At 48.7% G+C, this 18,193-nt stretch carries 16 protein-coding genes and 1 tRNA gene; 14 read left to right on the top strand and 3 right to left on the bottom strand.

Going from position 1 to position 18,193, the window contains the following annotated elements; translation table 11 throughout:
* From lepA to V2P20_RS04865, 8 genes are read left to right on the top strand one after another with little or no spacing between them, the layout of a single operon-like run.
* Positions 1-1,800, top strand: a complete 1,800-nt coding sequence (gene lepA / locus V2P20_RS04900) for a translation elongation factor 4 (protein WP_331816689.1) — start codon at positions 1-3, stop codon at positions 1,798-1,800.
* 33 nt (positions 1,801-1,833) lie between these two features.
* On the top strand, positions 1,834-2,610 hold the full coding sequence (gene lepB, locus V2P20_RS04895) for a signal peptidase I (protein ID WP_331816687.1): 777 nt from the start codon (positions 1,834-1,836) through the stop codon (positions 2,608-2,610).
* A gap of 43 nt (positions 2,611-2,653) precedes the next feature.
* Positions 2,654-3,031 (top strand): DUF4845 domain-containing protein, encoded by a 378-nt coding sequence (locus V2P20_RS04890; protein WP_331816685.1) that lies wholly within the window; start codon positions 2,654-2,656, stop codon positions 3,029-3,031.
* Entirely contained in the window at positions 3,028-3,711 is a 684-nt protein-coding gene (rnc, locus tag V2P20_RS04885; protein ID WP_331816683.1) for a ribonuclease III, read from the top strand. The genes V2P20_RS04890 and rnc overlap by 4 nt, the downstream gene beginning before the upstream one ends.
* Positions 3,708-4,589 (top strand): GTPase Era, encoded by an 882-nt coding sequence (gene era, locus V2P20_RS04880; RefSeq protein ID WP_194970043.1) that lies wholly within the window; start codon positions 3,708-3,710, stop codon positions 4,587-4,589. The genes rnc and era overlap by 4 nt, the downstream gene beginning before the upstream one ends.
* Positions 4,582-5,295, top strand: coding sequence for a DNA repair protein RecO (gene recO / locus V2P20_RS04875; protein ID WP_331816678.1), 714 nt, complete (start codon positions 4,582-4,584; stop codon positions 5,293-5,295). Before era ends, recO begins: the two co-directional genes overlap by 8 nt.
* Entirely contained in the window at positions 5,288-6,046 is a 759-nt protein-coding gene (pdxJ, locus tag V2P20_RS04870) for a pyridoxine 5'-phosphate synthase (RefSeq protein ID WP_331816676.1), read from the top strand. Before recO ends, pdxJ begins: the two co-directional genes overlap by 8 nt.
* Positions 6,047-6,781, top strand: a complete 735-nt coding sequence (locus tag V2P20_RS04865; RefSeq protein WP_331816674.1) for a protein phosphatase 2C domain-containing protein — start codon at positions 6,047-6,049, stop codon at positions 6,779-6,781.
* A gap of 95 nt (positions 6,782-6,876) precedes the next feature.
* Here V2P20_RS04865 and V2P20_RS04860 read toward each other — a convergent pair whose 3' ends face one another.
* The 3 genes from V2P20_RS04860 to pyrF all read right to left on the bottom strand — a co-directional run bounded on the left by V2P20_RS04860 (position 6,877) and on the right by pyrF (position 9,488).
* Positions 6,877-7,833 (bottom strand): sigma-54 dependent transcriptional regulator, encoded by a 957-nt coding sequence (locus V2P20_RS04860; protein WP_194970039.1) that lies wholly within the window; start codon positions 7,831-7,833, stop codon positions 6,877-6,879.
* Positions 7,834-7,842: 9 nt separating this feature from the next.
* Positions 7,843-8,571, bottom strand: coding sequence for a sulfite exporter TauE/SafE family protein (locus V2P20_RS04855; protein WP_194970038.1), 729 nt, complete (start codon positions 8,569-8,571; stop codon positions 7,843-7,845).
* A gap of 185 nt (positions 8,572-8,756) precedes the next feature.
* On the bottom strand, positions 8,757-9,488 hold the full coding sequence (gene pyrF / locus V2P20_RS04850) for an orotidine-5'-phosphate decarboxylase (RefSeq protein ID WP_331816670.1): 732 nt from the start codon (positions 9,486-9,488) through the stop codon (positions 8,757-8,759).
* Between the two features lie 134 nt (positions 9,489-9,622).
* Here pyrF and V2P20_RS04845 point away from each other — a divergent pair, with 134 nt between their 5' ends.
* The 6 genes from V2P20_RS04845 (at position 9,623) to V2P20_RS04820 (ending at position 17,688) form a co-directional block, all read left to right on the top strand.
* The gene (locus tag V2P20_RS04845; RefSeq protein WP_331816668.1) at positions 9,623-10,546 is read left to right on the top strand and encodes an AEC family transporter; all 924 of its coding nucleotides are present in this window, start codon (positions 9,623-9,625) and stop codon (positions 10,544-10,546) included.
* Positions 10,547-10,555: 9 nt separating this feature from the next.
* Positions 10,556-11,782 carry a molybdopterin-binding protein gene (locus V2P20_RS04840; RefSeq protein WP_331816666.1) on the top strand — a complete coding sequence of 409 codons (1,227 nt, stop codon included), beginning with the start codon at positions 10,556-10,558 and terminating at the stop codon, positions 11,780-11,782.
* A gap of 1 nt (position 11,783) precedes the next feature.
* Entirely contained in the window at positions 11,784-13,688 is a 1,905-nt protein-coding gene (locus V2P20_RS04835; RefSeq protein WP_331816664.1) for an ATP-binding cassette domain-containing protein, read from the top strand.
* A 71-nt stretch (positions 13,689-13,759) separates the two neighbouring features.
* Positions 13,760-13,847 (top strand) — tRNA-Ser (locus tag V2P20_RS04830).
* 361 nt (positions 13,848-14,208) lie between these two features.
* Positions 14,209-15,189 carry an AAA family ATPase gene (locus V2P20_RS04825; RefSeq protein ID WP_331816662.1) on the top strand — a complete coding sequence of 327 codons (981 nt, stop codon included), beginning with the start codon at positions 14,209-14,211 and terminating at the stop codon, positions 15,187-15,189.
* Positions 15,190-15,201: 12 nt separating this feature from the next.
* On the top strand, positions 15,202-17,688 hold the full coding sequence (locus tag V2P20_RS04820; protein WP_331816660.1) for a S8 family peptidase: 2,487 nt from the start codon (positions 15,202-15,204) through the stop codon (positions 17,686-17,688).
* Positions 17,689-18,193: the final 505 nt, after the last annotated feature.

Below are 18,193 nucleotides of genomic sequence, written 5' to 3'. Positions count from 1 at the left end.
GTGGATTTAAAGCATATAAGAAACTTTTCCATTATTGCGCATATTGATCATGGTAAATCGACGCTTGCGGACCGCTTCATTCAGATATGCGGCGGTCTTACCAACAGGGAAATGTCGGCGCAAGTACTCGATTCAATGGATATCGAGAGAGAGCGAGGAATTACCATCAAAGCGCAGAGCGTCACGCTCGATTATAAAGCGAAGGATGGTGAAACGTATCAGCTCAATTTCATTGATACGCCAGGACACGTGGATTTTTCTTATGAGGTCTCCAGGTCGTTAGCCGCCTGTGAAGGGGCGCTACTGGTTGTTGATGCGGCGCAGGGTGTTGAAGCGCAAAGCGTCGCCAACTGTTATACTGCGATAGAACAGGGACTGGAAGTGCTCCCTGTTCTGAACAAGATAGACTTGCCTTCCGCCGAGCCTGAGCGCGTCATTACGGAAATAGAAGATGTCATCGGCATTCCGGCTGACGATGCGCCGAAGATCAGTGCTAAAACAGGCTTGAATGTAGAGGAAGTGCTTGATCAGCTCGTCACTAAAATTCCTGCGCCTGAAGGTAATCCGGATGGCCCCCTGCAGGCCTTGATTATTGATTCCTGGTTTGACAGTTATCTGGGTGTGGTGTCTTTAGTCAGAATCGTTCATGGCAGTATCCGCAGAAAGCAGAAGATTACTATCATGTCGACCGGCAAATCCTTTCTCGTTGAAAAAGTCGGCGTATTTACGCCCAAACGTCTCGAAAAAGAGATTTTAAATACCGGCGAGGTAGGTTTTGTCGTCGCCGGCATCAAGGATATTTTCGGAGCGCCGGTTGGCGATACGATCACCTGGACCGACAAGCCGGCGACGGAACAGTTGACGGGTTTTCAACGCGTTCAGCCGCGAGTGTTTGCAGGCCTCTATCCGGTCAGTTCCGATCATTACGAGGATCTGCGTGAAGCGCTGACTAAATTGAATCTGAATGATGCGGCGTTGCAGTTTGAGCCGGAAACATCGCAAGCGTTAGGTTTTGGTTTTCGTTGCGGATTTCTTGGCATGCTGCATATGGAAATTGTGCAGGAGCGCCTGGAACGGGAATACGATGTCGATCTGATTACCACGGCGCCGACGGTGGTGTATGAGGTTGTTACTCATGGGGGGCAGGTTCTCATGGTCGACAATCCGGCCAAATTACCTGATATCGGCACTGTCAAGGAGATCAGGGAACCGATTATTAAGGCCAATATTCTGGTGCCGCAGGATTATCTCGGCGCCGTCATGATGTTATGTGTAGAAAAGCGCGGCGTACAGAAAGACATGCAGTTCGTTGGCCGGCAGGTGTCCATCCATTACGAGATGCCGCTGAGCGAAGTCGTGCTGGATTTCTTCGATCGCTTGAAATCAGTGAGCCGGGGATTTGCTTCGTTTGATTATGAATTTTTACGTTTTCAGGAAGCGCCGCTGGTTAAGCTGGATGTATTGATCAATGCGGATAAGGTCGATGCCTTATCAATCATCGTGCATCGGGATCAAAGCCAGAACCGCGGGCGCGATCTGGTTGAAAAAATGAAAGACCTGATTCCGCGGCAGATGTATGAAGTCGCGATACAGGCAGCCATCGGTTCTAAAATTATCGCCAGATCGACCGTTAAAGCCATGAGAAAAAATGTGACGGCCAAATGCTACGGCGGCGATATTACCCGTAAGAGAAAACTGTTGGAAAAACAAAAAGCAGGTAAAAAACGGATGAAACAGGTGGGCAATATTGAGATTCCTCAAGAGGCATTCCTGGCTGTTTTGCAGCTCAATAAAGAATAACTCAATTTTTTCACCTTTATCACACAACATATTATGGATTTTGATTTTTCCTTTTTTCTTTTGATCGCCACTGTCATTACCGGTGTCATCTGGGGCGGTTACCTGCTGATGCGCAGACCTGATGCAGATATTTTCGTCGATAAAAAAGAGCCTTTAATTGTAGAGTATGCGCGTTCTTTTTTTCCTATCGTCCTGATCGTTTTATTGCTGCGCTCATTTCTGGCCGAGCCTTTCCGCATTCCTTCAGGCTCCATGATGCCGACATTGCTGATCGGCGATTTTATCCTGGTCAATAAGTTTACTTACGGCATACGCCTGCCGGTTATAAATAAAAAAGTTATTGAACTGAATGAGCCGCAGCGGGGTGATATAGTCGTGTTCCGTTATCCTAAAGATCCTTCTGTCGATTATATAAAACGCGTAATAGGTTTGCCGGGCGACAAAATCGCTTATTACAATAAAAAATTGTATATCAACGACTTGCCTGTCAATCAGGTCACATTAGGGGCTTATCAGGGCATCGGGCAAGGCGAGGAAATGACCGGTGCCGAACACCGGTTGGAAAATCTGTCCGGCATCGAACACAGCATTCTGATCAGGAACGGATCGCCTACGGTTGAAGGCGTTTTTGTCGTGCCGGAAGGAAGTTATTTTGTGATGGGCGACAATCGAGACAACAGTAATGACAGCCGCTATTGGGGCGTCGTTCCTGAAGAGAATCTGGTGGGCAAGGCATTTTTTATCTGGATGAGCTGGGATTGGCAGCATAAAGGCGTAGGTCTTGATCGTATTGGCACCGTGCTGAAATAAACTACACTTATATGGGTAATTTATTTAATTGTTCGGAGTGAATATGAATTTTTCGCCTAAATGCCAGCAAGGGCTCACTTTAATCTCTATAGCCTTTATTCTGGGCCTGATCGCTTTCTTTGTATTGTTGATTTTAAAAATCGCGCCGATCTACATCGACCACAGCAAAGTTGTCAATGCGCTGGCCGCCCTTGAAAAGACGACGGACATTCAAACCAAAAGCGAACAAGAAGCCAGAACTATCCTCGATAAACGATTCACTATGAATTATGTCTATGATGTTACCCAGGACGATATAAAAGTCACCAAGCGTGGCAATTATCTGAAAGTGGAAATCGAATACGAGACTGTCGTGAAAATTTTCGGTAATCTCAGTGTCTTAGCCGAATTCTATGACTTTATTGAGGTTGGTCAGGAGTGATAAGAAAGCCTGCCGTATTATGTAAAAAACTCGGACTGGCATTTGATAACCCGCAGCTTTTTGCCAGGGCTTTAACCCATCGAAGTGCCGGAGCTCATAACAATGAGCGTTTGGAATTTCTAGGCGATTCGATATTGGGTTTTGTCATTGCCCAGAAGCTGTATGAATTATTTCCTGATGCCAGCGAAGGCGTGTTGAGCCGGTTAAGAGCCAGCCTGGTCAATCAGAGCTCATTGGCGGATCTGGCCAGAAAGCATCAGGTCGGCGACTATTTGCTGCTGGGTTCAGGGGAATTGAAGAGCGGTGGTTTTCGGCGAGATTCCATTTTATCCGATGCTCTGGAAGCCATTATGGGCGCATTATTCATAGATCAGGGCATAGAAACCTGTCAGCGCTGGATACTGGAATTATTTGCGGAGAAATTGGCAAATTTATCGCTGATTAACTGGCAGAAAGATCCTAAAACCCAGTTACAGGAGTTGATGCAGTCAAAGAAAATGGAATTGCCCGAATATGTTTTAATGACTACATCCGGACTCGCACATGAACAAACGTTTAAAGTTAAATGCACAATCCCTTTAATAGCCGAGGCTTGTATCGGCACAGGGATTTCCCGAAAAAGAGCAGAACAGGCGGCAGCTGAACAGATGCTCGAATTACTGAGTAAAGACACTAAATGAATTGCGGTTACGTAGCACTGATCGGGCGCCCAAATGTCGGCAAATCCACATTGATGAACCACTTGCTGAAACAAAAAATCAGCATTACATCCCGTAAGCCGCAAACCACCCGGCATCGGATTCTCGGCATCAATACGACAGAAGCCGGCCAGGCCATTTACATGGATACGCCGGGCATGCACGACAGTGAAAAAAGAGCGCTGAACCGGTACTTGAACAGGACGGCCGATACGACTCTCCTGGGGGTTGATGTGGTCGTCTGGCTGATCGACGGTTTATCCTGGCATGAGTATGATGAAGTCATCTTCAAAAAACTGGAGCAGGCCGGCTTGCCGGTCATTCTGGCTGTCAATAAAGTTGACAAGGTCAAGGACAAGGACGCGATTCTGGCCTTCTTTGCCGAGGCGCAGCACCGTTTTCCATTCGAGCATTTGATTCCTATCTCTGCATTGAAAGGCACAAACCTTGATCAGCTTGAAAAAGCGGTTATGGAGTTGCTGCCCGAAGGGGAGTTGATCTACCCTGAAGACCAGATTACAGACCGCCCCGAGCGTTTTCTGTGCGCTGAAATTGTCAGGGAAAAACTGACCCGAAGATTGGGCGATGAGTTGCCTTATGCGTTAACGGTCGAGATTGAACGCTATGAAGAAAAGCCTGGGATCGCCAAGATCTATGCCATCATTTGGGTGGAGCGGTCGACCCAGAAGAATATCGTCATTGGCAAAGAGGGCGAAATGCTGAAGAAAATCGGTACGGATGCCCGGCATGACATCGAAAAACTGATCGGCCAGAAAGTTTATTTACAGCTTTGGGTTAAAATCAAAAAAGGCTGGTCGGATAATGAGCGCGCGCTGCAGAATTTAGGGTTTAATGACTGAACCAGCAGTTTATCTACAGCCTGCATTTATTTTACAGCACCGTAAATACCGGGAGACCAGTCTGATCATCGATGTGCTGACCAGAGATTTCGGCAGGCTTTCTCTGGTGGCAAAAGGCGTAAAAAAATCAAAATCTAAAACAGCCGGGATGCTGCAACCCTTTATTCCGCTGCTCATTTCCTATGTCGGCAAGGCAGAGCTAAAAACACTGACGGATGTTGAAATCGCTCAGCCATTCGTGCAACTGGGAGGGCTTGCCTTCTATTGCGGCTTCTATGTTAATGAACTGATCAGCCGCTTTTTGCATAAATACGATCCGCATCCTGAAGTATTCAACGATTACGCAAGCTGTTTATCACGCCTGGCGAATGGCGATAACATAGAAGCAACCTTGCGGTTGTTTGAATTAAAGCTGATGGATCATGTCGGTTATGGACTGCAGTTGGAACGCGATGTCAATGGCGCCTTAGTGAGCCCGTTAAAGCATTATGCCTTTGATGCGCAGCAAGGAGCGGTTGAAGCGGTGGATGGGCGTTTTTCCGGAAAGATTTTGCTGGCGATAAAGTCCAGAGAATTCGACGATCCTCACGTCCTGAGCGAAGCGAAAATACTGATGAGAGCAGTCATTGATTCTCATCTGCAGGGTAAGCCGCTTAAAAGCCGGACGGTTATCAATAAAATATCAGGCATATTAAAGAATGAATAAGAACTTAATTTTATTAGGCGTCAATATCGACCATGTCGCTACCTTGAGACAGGCGCGAGGCACAATGTATCCGGAACCGGTGCAGGCTGCATTGATAGCGGAGCAGGCCGGCGCCGACGGGATTACGGCGCATTTGCGCGAGGATCGCCGCCATATTCAGGACAGGGATATTTTCCTGCTGAAAGACATGATCCATACCCGGCTCAATATGGAAATGGCAGTGACTGATGAGATGATCGGCATTGCAAGGCAAGTCAAGCCATATGCCTGCTGTCTCGTCCCCGAAAAGCGCGAAGAACTGACCACTGAAGGCGGCCTGGACGTGGCCGGTAATCTGCCGCGCATGCAATGGGCCTGTGAGCAATTGGCGGCGGCTGGCGTTGAAGTATCGCTTTTTATTGATCCTGACGAAGCCCAGATTGACGCCGCCGTTAAAGCCGGGGCGCCGGTTGTGGAGCTGCATACCGGCCGCTATGCCGATGCCGGGGATTCAAGGCTGCAAAGCGAAGAACTGGAACGTATCAGGCAGGCTGCACGCTATGCCCATAGTGCGGGCTTGCAGGTCAATGCCGGCCATGGTCTGCATTTTTATAATGTTGAAGCGATATGCGCAATCCCTGAGTTGGTCGAGCTGAATATCGGGCATTCGATTATCGCTCAGGCAGTATTCTCAGGTTTGGACCAAACGGTCAGGGATTTGAAGCGTGTCATGAGGAATGCAAGGCTGACGAGTCCTTATTGCGGCAAATAAGTGAACCTGGAATTCTGTCAATTAACCTTGTCAGGTGATCGAGAGGTCAATCAGGACTGTATGGCGCATATCGTCAATGACGCTTATGCGCTGTTTATAGTTGCCGACGGCTTAGGCGGCCATCTCGCCGGCGAAATGGCTTCGCATTTTTTCTGTCAGGGCATGTTGCGATTTGCCGAGACTTACAGTTGGCTGATGGCTCGCGATCCGGCCGAAACAATTTCGATCTGGATAGCCAACGCCATTAATGAAATGAGACGGTTATTCGGCCAGGATGGCTCTGTAGAGCAAGCCTATACGACGTGCGCCATTCTTTATCTCGATAAACGGTTTGTGCTAACGGCTCATTGCGGTGATACGCGCATCTATAGAATGAATCCGCAACGGATTCTATGGCGCACGTTGGATCATTCGGTTCCGCAGCAATTAATGAATCAGGGCGATATTACCGAACAGGAAATGGCGCAGCATCCCTATCAGAATCAATTGACGCGCTGTATCAATGCGCTGAGAGCGCATGAGGCCGAGATCTGCTTATATCCGGCCATGGAAAAAGGAGAAACGTTTGTTCTGTGCAGTGATGGTTTTTGGGGAAAAGTAAAACAACACGAGCTATTGCAACTGGCTCAATTGGACAGCGGCGAAGCAGAGCTGAGCAAGCTGGCGCAGTTGGCGGTGTTGCGCGGGAATGGCAAAAGCGACAATGTTACTGCGCAGTGGATAAGGCGCCTTTGACGGCGTTCAGATTGATACCGTGGGATATCAAGCGGAGCCGGCATATTCGCCTGAGACGATTCGCCGGCTTCTCGAATTAATGATTCAGGCTTGCCTTAGTGTGAGGCATACCCATGCTTTTGCATGCGGTAGAGCAGCGTATCTCTGGAAATGCCCAGCAATTTAGCCGATTTGCTGCGGTTGCCTTGGGTTCGGCTTAGTGCCTGATGGATCAGGTCGGCTTCCAAGGCATCCAGTTGCAGACCGACTTCAGGCAGTGTGAACGGTGTGGCTTTGGGATTGCGGCTGTAGGCGCTGAACTCATGCGGCAGGTTTTCCGGTTCAATGGTCTTGCCGGCCAATAAAATGCTGAGCCTTTCGCACAAGTTGCGCAGTTCACGGATATTGCCGGGCCATTGGTAGCCTTTCAGGATTTTTAGGGCCTGTTTGCTGAATTTAGGCGCTGTGATTGAATGCATGTCGGCAAAAAAAGTCAGGAAATGCTTGATGAGGTGCTCAATGTCCTCGGTGCGTTGTGACAGCGGCGGCAATTCCAGAGGCACGACATTCAAACGGAAGTACAAATCCTGTCTGAATTCGCCGGCTTCGATTTGCTTGCTCAGGTCGGCGTTGGTCGCCGCAATAACGCGGACATCAACCTTATAAGATTTGACATCGCCTACGGCCAGGCACTCTCCGGATTCCAGGAAACGCAACAGTTTAGCCTGGATGGAGACGGGCAAGGAGTTGATTTCATCAAGAAACAAGGTGCCGCCATTAGCGGCTTGAAACAGACCTTGCTTGTTGGCGGTGGCGCCTGTAAACGAGCCTTTTTTATGGCCGAACAGTTCGGACTCAATCAGGCTCTCCGGCAATGCAGCGCAATTCAGCGTGATAAAAGCCTTGTTGGCTCGAGGACTGGATTTTTGGATCGCGGTGGCCAGAACTTCCTTGCCCGTGCCGGTTTCACCTTTAATTAGTACCGTAACATCAGTAGCCGCAACCATTTTGGCGCTGCGAATTAAAGAATCTAATGCAGGGGATTGCCCAATGATCGAATTAAAATGACCCATACTTGCCTCTTAGTGATTTCTTAGATGTATTGTTAGTGCATAGGGGTTAAGCCATGGCATCGCAGCAATTAGCGCCAGCGCAATCATCAGCAGCCCGACAATCTGCTTGAAATATTGCATTCTGGACAACCTTGCTAATATTCCGGTCATTATACCCACTCCCATTACGGCAGGTAAAGTGCCCAATCCGAAACACAGCATTGTCAGGGAACTTTTAGCAATATCGCCGGTCGTCGCTGCCAGCGCCAGCCCGGAATAGACCAGTCCGCAGGGCAGCCAGCCCCAGACCATGCCGAAAAAAAAGGCTTGAGTGCGGTTCTTTACCGGGATGAGCCTGCGGCCAAACGGTTCTATTTTTTTCCAGAGATAGGTTCCGGCTTTTTCGATATAAGCGAAACGGGGAAACCAACCCGCAATATAAAGCCCCGCGCCGGTCATGACGGCCGCAGACAGTAATTGCAGCACTCTGTGCCCCTGTCCATGACTAAGCGGCATGGTGAGTATCATCTCTACAATGCCGGCTAGTGCCCCGGCTATTGCGTAACTGAGGATGCGCCCGAGGTTGTAATTAAATACAAACGGAAAAAGGCGCGTCTTCTTGTTGCGGATTTCAGGGCTGAGGCTTAGCGTCAGCGTGCCGATAATTGAGCCGCACATGCCTATGCAGTGCATGCTGCTGAACAGGCCCATCGTAAAAGCGACTAAATAAGAAGCATTAAAAGCAAGATCAAATTCCATAACCGATCAACAATACCACAGAGATGGATATACACAAATAGTCAGCATTCAAAAATTGTTCTTTATAAATCGGTTAATTCAAAGGTGATACAGCGGATCGATTGGAATCGGGCCCGGACTGGCATGCGGCTTTGCCGTTCCTTTTATATGCCTTATTAAATTGAAATGCATCGTAGGCGCGAAAGTTATTCAGGCTGCTGGAACTGGGCAAGGATTTGTTCCTGAATCTTTTCGGCCATGGCTTTGCGATTCTCGGCGTCGCGTATGGGCCGGCCAACGACGATATAATCGGCTCCGTTCCGGAACGCATCTTCCACGCTCACCACGCGCTTCTGGTCGTCTTCAACCCGGTTGTCGACCGGCCGGATGCCCGGCGTAATGATCAGCAGGCGATGGTCCAGCTCTGTTCTGAGCATGGGCGCTTCCAGCCCTGACGAAACAATGCCGTCACAGCCGATCTGCAAAGCCCGCCTGGCGCGCGACAATACCAGATCTCTGACGTCGCATTTAAAACCCAGATCATCCAGATCGCCTCTGTCCAGGCTGGTCAGGGCCGTGACCGCCAGCACCTTGAGATCGCCTTTTTCCTTGGCGGCCGCTTCCATGATGGCATCGTTGCCGTGAATGGTCGCCAGATCCACGCCTTTGCTGCTCAGCGCTCTGATAGCGCGGCCGACCGTGGCCGGCACATCGAAGAACTTCAGGTCAACGAACACTTTCTTATTGCGCTGCTTCAGCCACTCGATAAAACCAAAGTAATCGCCGGACATGAACAGTTCCATGCCGACCTTGTAGAAGATCACTGAATCGCCGAGTTCTTCCACGATAGCTTGCGCTTCGGGTATGCTGGGCACGTCCAGCGCCATAATCAGGCGTTCGCGGACAGGGATAGGCTTGGTTGAAAGGAATGTGGTCATAGGTTCTAGGCTCGTAAAAGGCGCAAGATAGTGTAAAGGGCGACTGATTGGCCGGCCGGTTAGTCGGACTATATTACCGGAACTTGTTTTGGCGGGGAATGCTAAAATTGGCAAAACACAATAATTCGCGGACTATGAATTCGACATTGATACAAATGACCTTGCTGATCGCCTGCGGAGCAGGGTGGCGCATCATAAAGCCTGGCGGGATGCTGGCAGAGCAGATCAGGCCGGCATTGACCATGGTTGTTTATTATTTATTACTGCCGGCCATGGTTCTGGAAGTGTTGTGGTCGGCCGATATCGGCGTGCATTCGCTGCAATATACGCTGCTCGGAGCCAGCAGCATTGTTTTTGCCATGGTCAGTATCTGGCTTATCGGGCGCGTGTTTAGATTCGAGGATAAGCGCTTGGGCGCAATGATACTGGCGGCGGCTTTCCCGAATGTGACTTATTTGGGCCTGCCGGTGCTGGAGCAGACGTTCGGCAGTTGGGCGCGGTCGGTCGCTATACAGGTTGATTTGTTCGCAACGGCGCCGATGCTGTTTACCATAGGGATCATGATCGTGCGCCATTATGGAGAAGATGATGCCGAAGGTCAGAAATCGATGCTGTCTTTTCTGAACGCGCCGCCATTCTGGGCCGCCGCTGTCGCCGTCGGCTTGAATCTTAACGGCGTAATCGCGCCGGCTTGGCTGACTGGCGCGCTGCAGAAACTGTCCGCAGCGGTCGTGCCATTGATGCTGTTTTCGCTGGGCTTGGCGTTAAGCTGGAGAGCCGTAACCGTGCGTAATATCCCTTATGTGACGCCGGTGATTCTGATAAAAATGGTATTAATGCCATTGTTTGCGGTCGCTCTGATCAGCCACTTGAATATGGCAGAAAGTTACAGAGCGCCTGCCGTTCTGGAAATGGCCATGCCGAGCATGGTATTGGGTATCGTATTCTGTGACCGTTATCGTCTGGACAGTTCATTGTACGCAATGGTCGTCACCGTGACGACGGCCTTAAGCCTGTTGTCATTGCCTTTCTGGCACAGTCGGCTGATGGCCGGTTGAGGGATGGGCATGAATCCAATCCTGGAAATTTTCTCGCAAGGCGAAGAAATTGTGGCCGGGCAGATGGCCGATACGAATGCGGCCTGGCTGTCCCAGCAGGCCGTACAGATGGGCTTTGCCGTAACGCGGCACACGGCCGTAGGCGATAATCTCAATGAGCTGATCGTGCTGCTGCACGAAATTGCGCTGCGAGCAGACTGCTGTATTTGCACCGGAGGGCTCGGGCCCACCAGTGACGATCTGACCGCCGAAGCGGTAGCCAAAGCGTTCGGCTTGGAGTTGCAATTTGACGAGATTGCCTTTGCGCAAATCAAACGGTTTTTTGACAACAGAAAGCGGCCGATGCCCGAGTCGAACCGAAAACAGGCCATGCTGCCGGCAGGGGCTGCACGCATCGATAACGAATGGGGCACGGCGCCGGGATTCTCTTTGCTCTATGGCCGCTGCTGGTTTGCGTTCCTGCCGGGTGTGCCGTATGAAATGCGCCATTTGTTCCTTGAGAAAGTCAGACCGGCGCTGGCGGACCGGTTTGCCTTGCTGCCCGGCCGGCTCATTACGATCAGAACGATAGGCATCGGTGAATCGGACATTCAGCAGCGCATAGCCGCGATCATTATCCCTGATCAGGTTCAATTAGGTTTTCGTGCCGGCATCGACGACGTCCAGACCAAATTATTGTTTCCTTATGGTTACCTGGAAACCGAAATGGCCTCGTTAGTGTCCAATATCGCTGAACAATTAGGCCATGCGGTTTTCGGAATTGACGGCCTGACCGAAGCCTCGGGCGACCTGGCGGCAGTCATAGACCGGCTGATGCAGGCCGGCAAGTACACATTGACTGCAATAGAAACCGCCAGCCAGGGCTTGCTGGCGGCCAAATGCATTGGTATGCCCTGGCTGCTTGGCACACTTTTCGACCGGTCGCTGGACAGCCTGGGGCAACGGTTCGCCGTGCCCGTCGATCGAGATGACCTGATGGCGACGGCGGAAAAAATCGCCGTCGCCGCGCGAAAGTCCGCCGGCGCGGATTTTGCGCTGGTCCAGCTTTATGCCGGCGATGACGACATATTTCACGATAAAGATCAGCCCATTGTTTTATATAATGTACTGCTGACCGCAGACGGATTTCATCAATCGACACAGACAGTGGCCGGGCCCATCCGGCGCAAGCAAAACCAGGCGGCGTTGCTGGCACTGGATTTATTACGACGCAATTTACAACATCAAGAAATTTAATATGCCTTTACTACGATTAACCAATATCTCCATCGCCTACGGCACCCATGCACTGTTAGAAAATGCCGACTTCCAGCTGGATGCCGGAGAAAGAGTGGGTCTGTTAGGTCGCAATGGGGAAGGCAAATCCACGTTGATGAAAATCATCGCCGGCTCCGTCCATGCCGATCATGGCGAGATCTGGCAGCAGCCCGAACTGAAACTGGCCTGGCTGGAGCAAGCGCCCGAGCTGCCCGACGAGGCGACGATTTATGATGCCGTGGCCGGCGGCTTGGGCGAATTGGGGCAGTGGATCACGCGTTACCATACACTGTCATTAGCAATGGCTCATGACGACGGCAAAGCGCTGCAGGAACTGGGCGATCTGCAGCACAAGCTGGAAGCGCACAACGGCTGGCATTTCCAGCAGCGCGTCGAAACCACTTTAAGCAGACTCGGCTTGCCCGGCGAACTGAAAATCAACGGTTTGTCCGGCGGCTGGAAGCGACGCGTCGCGCTGGCCAGAGCCCTGGTCATCGAACCGGAAGTCCTGTTGCTGGACGAGCCGACCAACCACCTGGACTTCGAAAGCATCCTATGGCTGGAAGAGCAGATCCTGAATTTCCAGGGCGCCGTGCTCTTCGTCACGCACGACCGCTCGTTCCTGCAGAAGCTGGCCACCCGCATCATCGATCTGGACCGCGGCAAGCTGGTTTCCTGGCAGGGCAATTATGACGATTACCTGCGCCGTAAGGCGGCCGCTCTGGAAGACGAAGCCAACCAGAATGCCGAGTTCGATAAAAAGCTGGCCGAGGAAGAAGCCTGGATCAGACAGGGCATCAAAGCCCGGCGCACGCGCAATGAAGGCCGGGTCAGGGCACTGGAGCGCTTGCGCAACGAGCGCGCCCAGCGCCGTAATGCGCAGGGCACCAGCAAACTGGCGCTGGAGCGGGGCGATGCGTCCGGCAAGAAAGTCATCGAAGTCAACGACATCAGCTTTGCTTATCAGAACAGACAAGTTATTTCGCATTTTTCCACGCTGATTCAGCGCGGCGACAAAATCGGCCTGATCGGCCCCAACGGCGCCGGCAAATCCACGCTGCTGAAACTGCTGCTGAAACAACTGGAGCCCGACAGCGGCACCGTCGAGCAGGGTACCCGTCTCGAAACCGCCTACTTCGATCAGCTGCGCGATCAGCTCGATCCCGAGATGACTGTCGCCGACACGGTCGCCGACGGCAACGATTTCGTCGAGATTGCCGGCAGCAAACGGCATGTCATGTCGTACCTGGCCGATTTCCTGTTTGCGCCGGCGCGGGCCCGCTCGCCGGTCAAGAGCCTGTCGGGCGGCGAAAAAAACCGTCTGCTGCTGGCTCGCCTGTTCACCAAGCCAGCCAACCTGATCGTCATGGATGAACCGACCAACGATCTTGATCTGGAAACGCTGGAATTGCTGGAGGAAAAGTTGGTCAACTATGACGGCACTTTGCTGCTGGTCAGCCATGACCGGGCGTTTCTGGACAACGTCGTGACCAGCGTGTTTGTGCTCGACGGCACCGGCCGCGTCGACGAATTCGTCGGCGGCTATACCGACTGGATGAATCACTGCCAACAGACAAAACAGGCCGAAGCGGCTAAAAAAGCGTCGGTTGCCAAGCAGGAAAAGCCGGCCTCGAATAACACTGAGCGCCCCGCAGCGAAGAAAAAACTCAGCTACAAGGAGCAGCAGGAGCTGGACAGATTGCCGGACCTGATCGATGAGCTGGAAGCAAGGCAGGCGGAACTGAATGAACAAATCAACGACGCCGATTTTTATAAAAACGACAAGGAAACCATTGCCAAGGCGCTATCTGAACTGGAAAAAACAACGGCGCAGCTGGAGCAGGTTTACCAAAGATGGGACGAACTGGAAGCACTGGCCGGATAAAAAGTCATTGCAACAAAACGCAATCTCGATTATCCTTGCCGGCTTCCCATACTCTTGGGTAAAAGATAGCAGGAGAGATGGCCGAGCGGTCGAAGGCGCACGCCTGGAAAGTGTGTATACGGCAACGTATCGAGGGTTCGAATCCCTCTCTCTCCGCCATATTCAATAAAAAAGCCCCGTTTTGGGGCTTTTTTATTGAAGTTCGATATTCTTCTGAAGTTAAAAAATTACCTAAATTGTTGAAAGCAATTTGTAGCGGCATTTGGCATATCTCCTGCAAAGGAAAGTAAGAGGTTGCAATATGAAATTAATTTTCCTATTTGTTATCTAATTTTTCGTAAACCATATTCATAGCTGAGTATATGTGAGGCCAGATTGATTCTGATCGTATGGCTTATAGATGAATTGGCTTAAATAATCAAAAATTAGACCAAAACCACGACATAAGCCGATAAAAAATAGTATTCTTGGCAGAGAGGGATTTTATTCAACAAGAGGTACATCAGTTAGAAGAAATATCATGGCTAGCTCAGAGCAAATAAAAGCATTATTGCAATCATATATTGAAAAGGACGATGATAGATTCCTGTCTATCGCCTTGCAGGTTGCTGCCCACGAAGCTCGAAGCGGTCATGGACGGATTGCCCAAGAACTGCGCGATATAATTGAACGTGCAAAAAAGGCTGGCAAGCAGAATATTCCTATTTCAATCGCGAAGAGTATCAAAGATAGCAGTGGTTTACTTGCTACAAGTTATCCTAAACTCCGATTGTCCGATCTAATTGCTCCAGATAACCTTAAACAACAGCTAGAGAGACTGATAAATGAACAACGACACATGATGATGCTCAGGAATCATGGTCTATCACCTCGTAGACGGATTTTACTTGTAGGTCCACCTGGAGCCGGTAAAACCTACACTGCTTCTATTCTGGCAGGAGAACTTAATTATCCACTTTTTCAAGTAAGGCTTGATGCTCTCATTACAAAATTTATGGGGGAGTCAGCTGCTAAATTGCGTCAAGTTTTCGATGCTATACGGGATGTGAGAGGCATCTATTTCTTTGATGAATTTGATGCTTTGGGATCGCAAAGATCAGCGTCTAATGATGTTGGAGAAGCTCGTCGAATTCTCAATAGCTTCTTGCAAATGATCGAACAAGATGATTCTAGTAGTGTAATTGTATGCGCAACGAATCACGTTGAGATGCTTGATCATGCCTTATTTCGGCGTTTCGATGATGTCATACGTTATGAGCTTCCCGGAGAGAATGAGATAGTTACTTTGTTCCGTAACAAATTGAAGCCATACGTTGCAAAAAACTTTCCATGGAAAAAACTTCCAGAGAGAGCGCAAGGGCTTAGTAGTGCAGAAATTACACTTGCTTCGGAAGACGCTATTAAAGACTTATTGATACATAAATACGATAAAATAACACTTTCTATATTAGATAAAGCAATTGCTGATCGAAGAAACATTAATCATCATCTGGTTAAGTAATAAGGATATTAAATGTCAAAAAATAAGGAGGTTAAGCCTCATATCTTTCTTGGCCAAAATGCTAAATCAGCGAAATATACCTATCCTGGTACTGTAGTAGTAAATAGAAATGTGCCTGCGCAAAATCGCCAACAACATGGTAATCAGCTTAAATCTCAATTAGATCAACTCACTCAAGCACAAAGTGATATTAGCGAATTAGCTGAAAATTACGATCTAGAATCAAGTCTTGGCATCCAGGTAGCATTTGAGAGTTTTCCAGGCGTAGAGATGGCCGTTGAAAGCCTTGCCGACGCTCAGCAAGGTATTGAACTACTAAACGTTCGTTATACAGGAAACCAAGTATGTGCCACGATTTTTGTACCACAGGGCAAATTAGCAACGATAGATAAAAAGCTTCAGGCTTACCTCGAGCATAAAAAAGATATAAATGGTAGACCGATAGATAATCAAAAGTTGATTGATGCCATTCAGACATTTAAGGTTGCGGCATTGGATGCTCTGTGGACTGATAATAGCGACCAGCTTCCAAAAGATATTAATGAGACATTTTGGTGGGAAATCTGGTTGCCGGTTTTGGATGATAGGCAAGCGGTAATTCATGATTTCAAATTGCTCGCTAAAAGTGCAAATATTCAAGTCTCTGATCAAATACTCGAATTCCCGGAACGCTCAGTTTTGCTTGCTAAGGGATCGAGACGGAGTTTTTCTAATAGCGTTTTATTGTTGAGCAAAGTGTCCGAGTTGCGAAGAGCCAAGGAGACTGCGGCATTTTTTGATGAGTTACCTCCTGAAGAGCAACAAGCCTGGACTGAAAATCTGCTTATGCGATTATATGTTCAGGACGACAATACGCCCTATGTGTGTATTCTTGATACGGGAATTAATATTGGTCACCCTCTTATAAAACCCTTTATCACCGAGCAAGATCAATTTTCAGTTGATTCCGAGTGGCTCCCCACAGATGATGACGGTCACGGTACTGGAATGGCAGGGCTAGCTATATGGGGGGATTTGGCTGAGTCGCTAAGCAGTTCGGAACAAGTTCAAATTAATCACAGAATTGAATCGGTCAAACTTCTTCGATATTCAGGTGATAACGAAGGAAAACATCATGGAATAATTACTGCTGATGGCATTTCTCTTCCCGAGATAGCAAATTACGCTCGTACACGAGTTTTTGCAATGGCTTTGTCCTCCATTGATGGAAGAGACCGAGGGAAACCTTCAGCATGGTCAAGTACTGTTGACAGCTTAGCCGTAGATTATTTAGGTGAAAATCAAAATCGAAGGCTTATTACCGTATGTGCAGGGAATACAGGCCAAGATCTGACTGCTCTAATGGGATACCCTGCTTATAATGAACTTCAAGATATTCATGATCCAGCACAAGCTTGGAATGCGCTTACTGTCGGAGCATATACACATAAAGCTCTTATTACAGAAGTTACAGGAGGTGTTTATAATCCTCTAGCTCCTTTTGGAGGTCTATCACCCTACAGTACCACTTCTGTTTTATGGAATAAAAAAATGCCAATAAAGCCAGAGGTTGTATTTGAAGGAGGTAATGTTGGTATAGATCAATACAGTTGTGCCGGATTTGCTAGTTTAAAATTATTAACAACACATTATCGCGCAATTGAACGGCATTTCTCTACTTTTGAAGCTACTAGTGCAGCTACCGCTCTAGCAGCTAAATTTGCAGCAGAAATCTACGCACATTATCCAGCATTATGGCCAGAGACTGTCAGAGCATTGATAGTCCATTCCGCGGAGTGGAGCGATGCTATGAAGCAACAGTTTAATAATGGTTCTACGGATAGACAGAAAGCTCAGCATCTGGTTCGTTGTGTCGGATTTGGTATTCCTAAATTGGAAAGAGCGTTGTGGAGCACGAATAATTCACTCGCGTTGATCGTTGAAGACGAGCTCCAGCCTTATCAGAAAGAAAATGGTAAGTCGCCAAGCACTCGGGATATGCACATGCATGAGTTACCATGGCCAAAAGATAGTTTACTGGAGCTTGGTGAAGTTGAAGTCGAAATGACGGTCACATTGTCGTATTTTATTGAGCCCAACCCCTCAAGCCGAAACGTTACGGGTAAGTACAGCTATCCCAGTCATCAGCTACGGTTTGATGTGAAGCGCCCCAGAGAATCTGTCACAGATTTTCAACGTCGACTTAGTCGGCATGCTCATGATGAGGAAGAAGGAACGAGCAGAGCACCAAGTGACCCAAACTGGCTATTAGGTGACTTTCGGCACAGAGGTTCAATTCATAAAGATGTATGGAAAGGTACAGCAGTTGAGCTTGCCGAACGTGGACAAATAGCTATTTATCCGGCAATGGGGTGGTGGCGTACACGAACTAAACTGCAAAGATGGGATAAAAAAGCTCGATATGCATTGATTGTGTCTATTGCAGTGCCTGAAGTTGACGTAGATTTATATACAGAAATTACACATCAAATCGAAACGGTAAATTTAATTACAACTTAAATAATAATTATAAAATTACCATATATCGTTCCTACTTTTGATATTAGAGGCAGGAAGGTTGCGATGTTGGTGCGGTAGGTTTACTACTGATATATATCCTGCTCAAGCTCTAATTTATCAGTATTCCTACTTATAGAAATCCGACCAGAACTATATACAATTGCCGCCTACATAAGAAATCCAGCTTGGCTCAATATCAATAAATAAACATCGCATCAAGTCAAGCCGCCCTTTGCACTAGCGCTACGCTAGAAGCCGCTTATTTTAGCAGTTAGTTAATGGTAACGAGAAGAGACGATGTCTGGATTGCCTGATTTTCAGGATATTGGTGTAAAACGCTTCGTTTTATGCTTTTCTATCTCATGGAGGAGACAATTTATTTCACTTGTGTCAACTTAACTTAACCTGAGTTCGGTTTAAGCATTCTGTAAAAGAGGGAGTAAATCAGCCTCACGTAATTGAAGAGCCGGCTTTTTATCCTGATAGGAATAAGCGACCAAACTCG

Origin of the sequence: Methylobacter sp. Wu1, from assembly GCF_036553575.1 — a bacterium.
Taxonomy (GTDB): Bacteria; Pseudomonadota; Gammaproteobacteria; order Methylococcales; family Methylomonadaceae; genus Methylobacter.
This window is presented reverse-complemented; position numbering and strand designations above follow the sequence as displayed.

Coding starts and splice junctions, on each gene's coding strand:
- lepB (WP_331816687.1), top strand. CDS start 1,834: ATGGATTTTGATTTTTCCTTTTTTCTTTTGATCGCCACTGTCATTACC.
- V2P20_RS04890 (WP_331816685.1), top strand. CDS start 2,654: ATGAATTTTTCGCCTAAATGCCAGCAAGGGCTCACTTTAATCTCTATA.
- era (WP_194970043.1), top strand. CDS start 3,708: ATGAATTGCGGTTACGTAGCACTGATCGGGCGCCCAAATGTCGGCAAA.
- recO (WP_331816678.1), top strand. CDS start 4,582: ATGACTGAACCAGCAGTTTATCTACAGCCTGCATTTATTTTACAGCAC.
- pdxJ (WP_331816676.1), top strand. CDS start 5,288: ATGAATAAGAACTTAATTTTATTAGGCGTCAATATCGACCATGTCGCT.
- V2P20_RS04860 (WP_194970039.1), bottom strand. CDS start 7,833: ATGGGTCATTTTAATTCGATCATTGGGCAATCCCCTGCATTAGATTCT.
- V2P20_RS04855 (WP_194970038.1), bottom strand. CDS start 8,571: ATGGAATTTGATCTTGCTTTTAATGCTTCTTATTTAGTCGCTTTTACG.
- pyrF (WP_331816670.1), bottom strand. CDS start 9,488: ATGACCACATTCCTTTCAACCAAGCCTATCCCTGTCCGCGAACGCCTG.
- V2P20_RS04845 (WP_331816668.1), top strand. CDS start 9,623: ATGAATTCGACATTGATACAAATGACCTTGCTGATCGCCTGCGGAGCA.
- V2P20_RS04840 (WP_331816666.1), top strand. CDS start 10,556: ATGAATCCAATCCTGGAAATTTTCTCGCAAGGCGAAGAAATTGTGGCC.
- V2P20_RS04835 (WP_331816664.1), top strand. CDS start 11,784: ATGCCTTTACTACGATTAACCAATATCTCCATCGCCTACGGCACCCAT.
- V2P20_RS04825 (WP_331816662.1), top strand. CDS start 14,209: ATGGCTAGCTCAGAGCAAATAAAAGCATTATTGCAATCATATATTGAA.
- V2P20_RS04820 (WP_331816660.1), top strand. CDS start 15,202: ATGTCAAAAAATAAGGAGGTTAAGCCTCATATCTTTCTTGGCCAAAAT.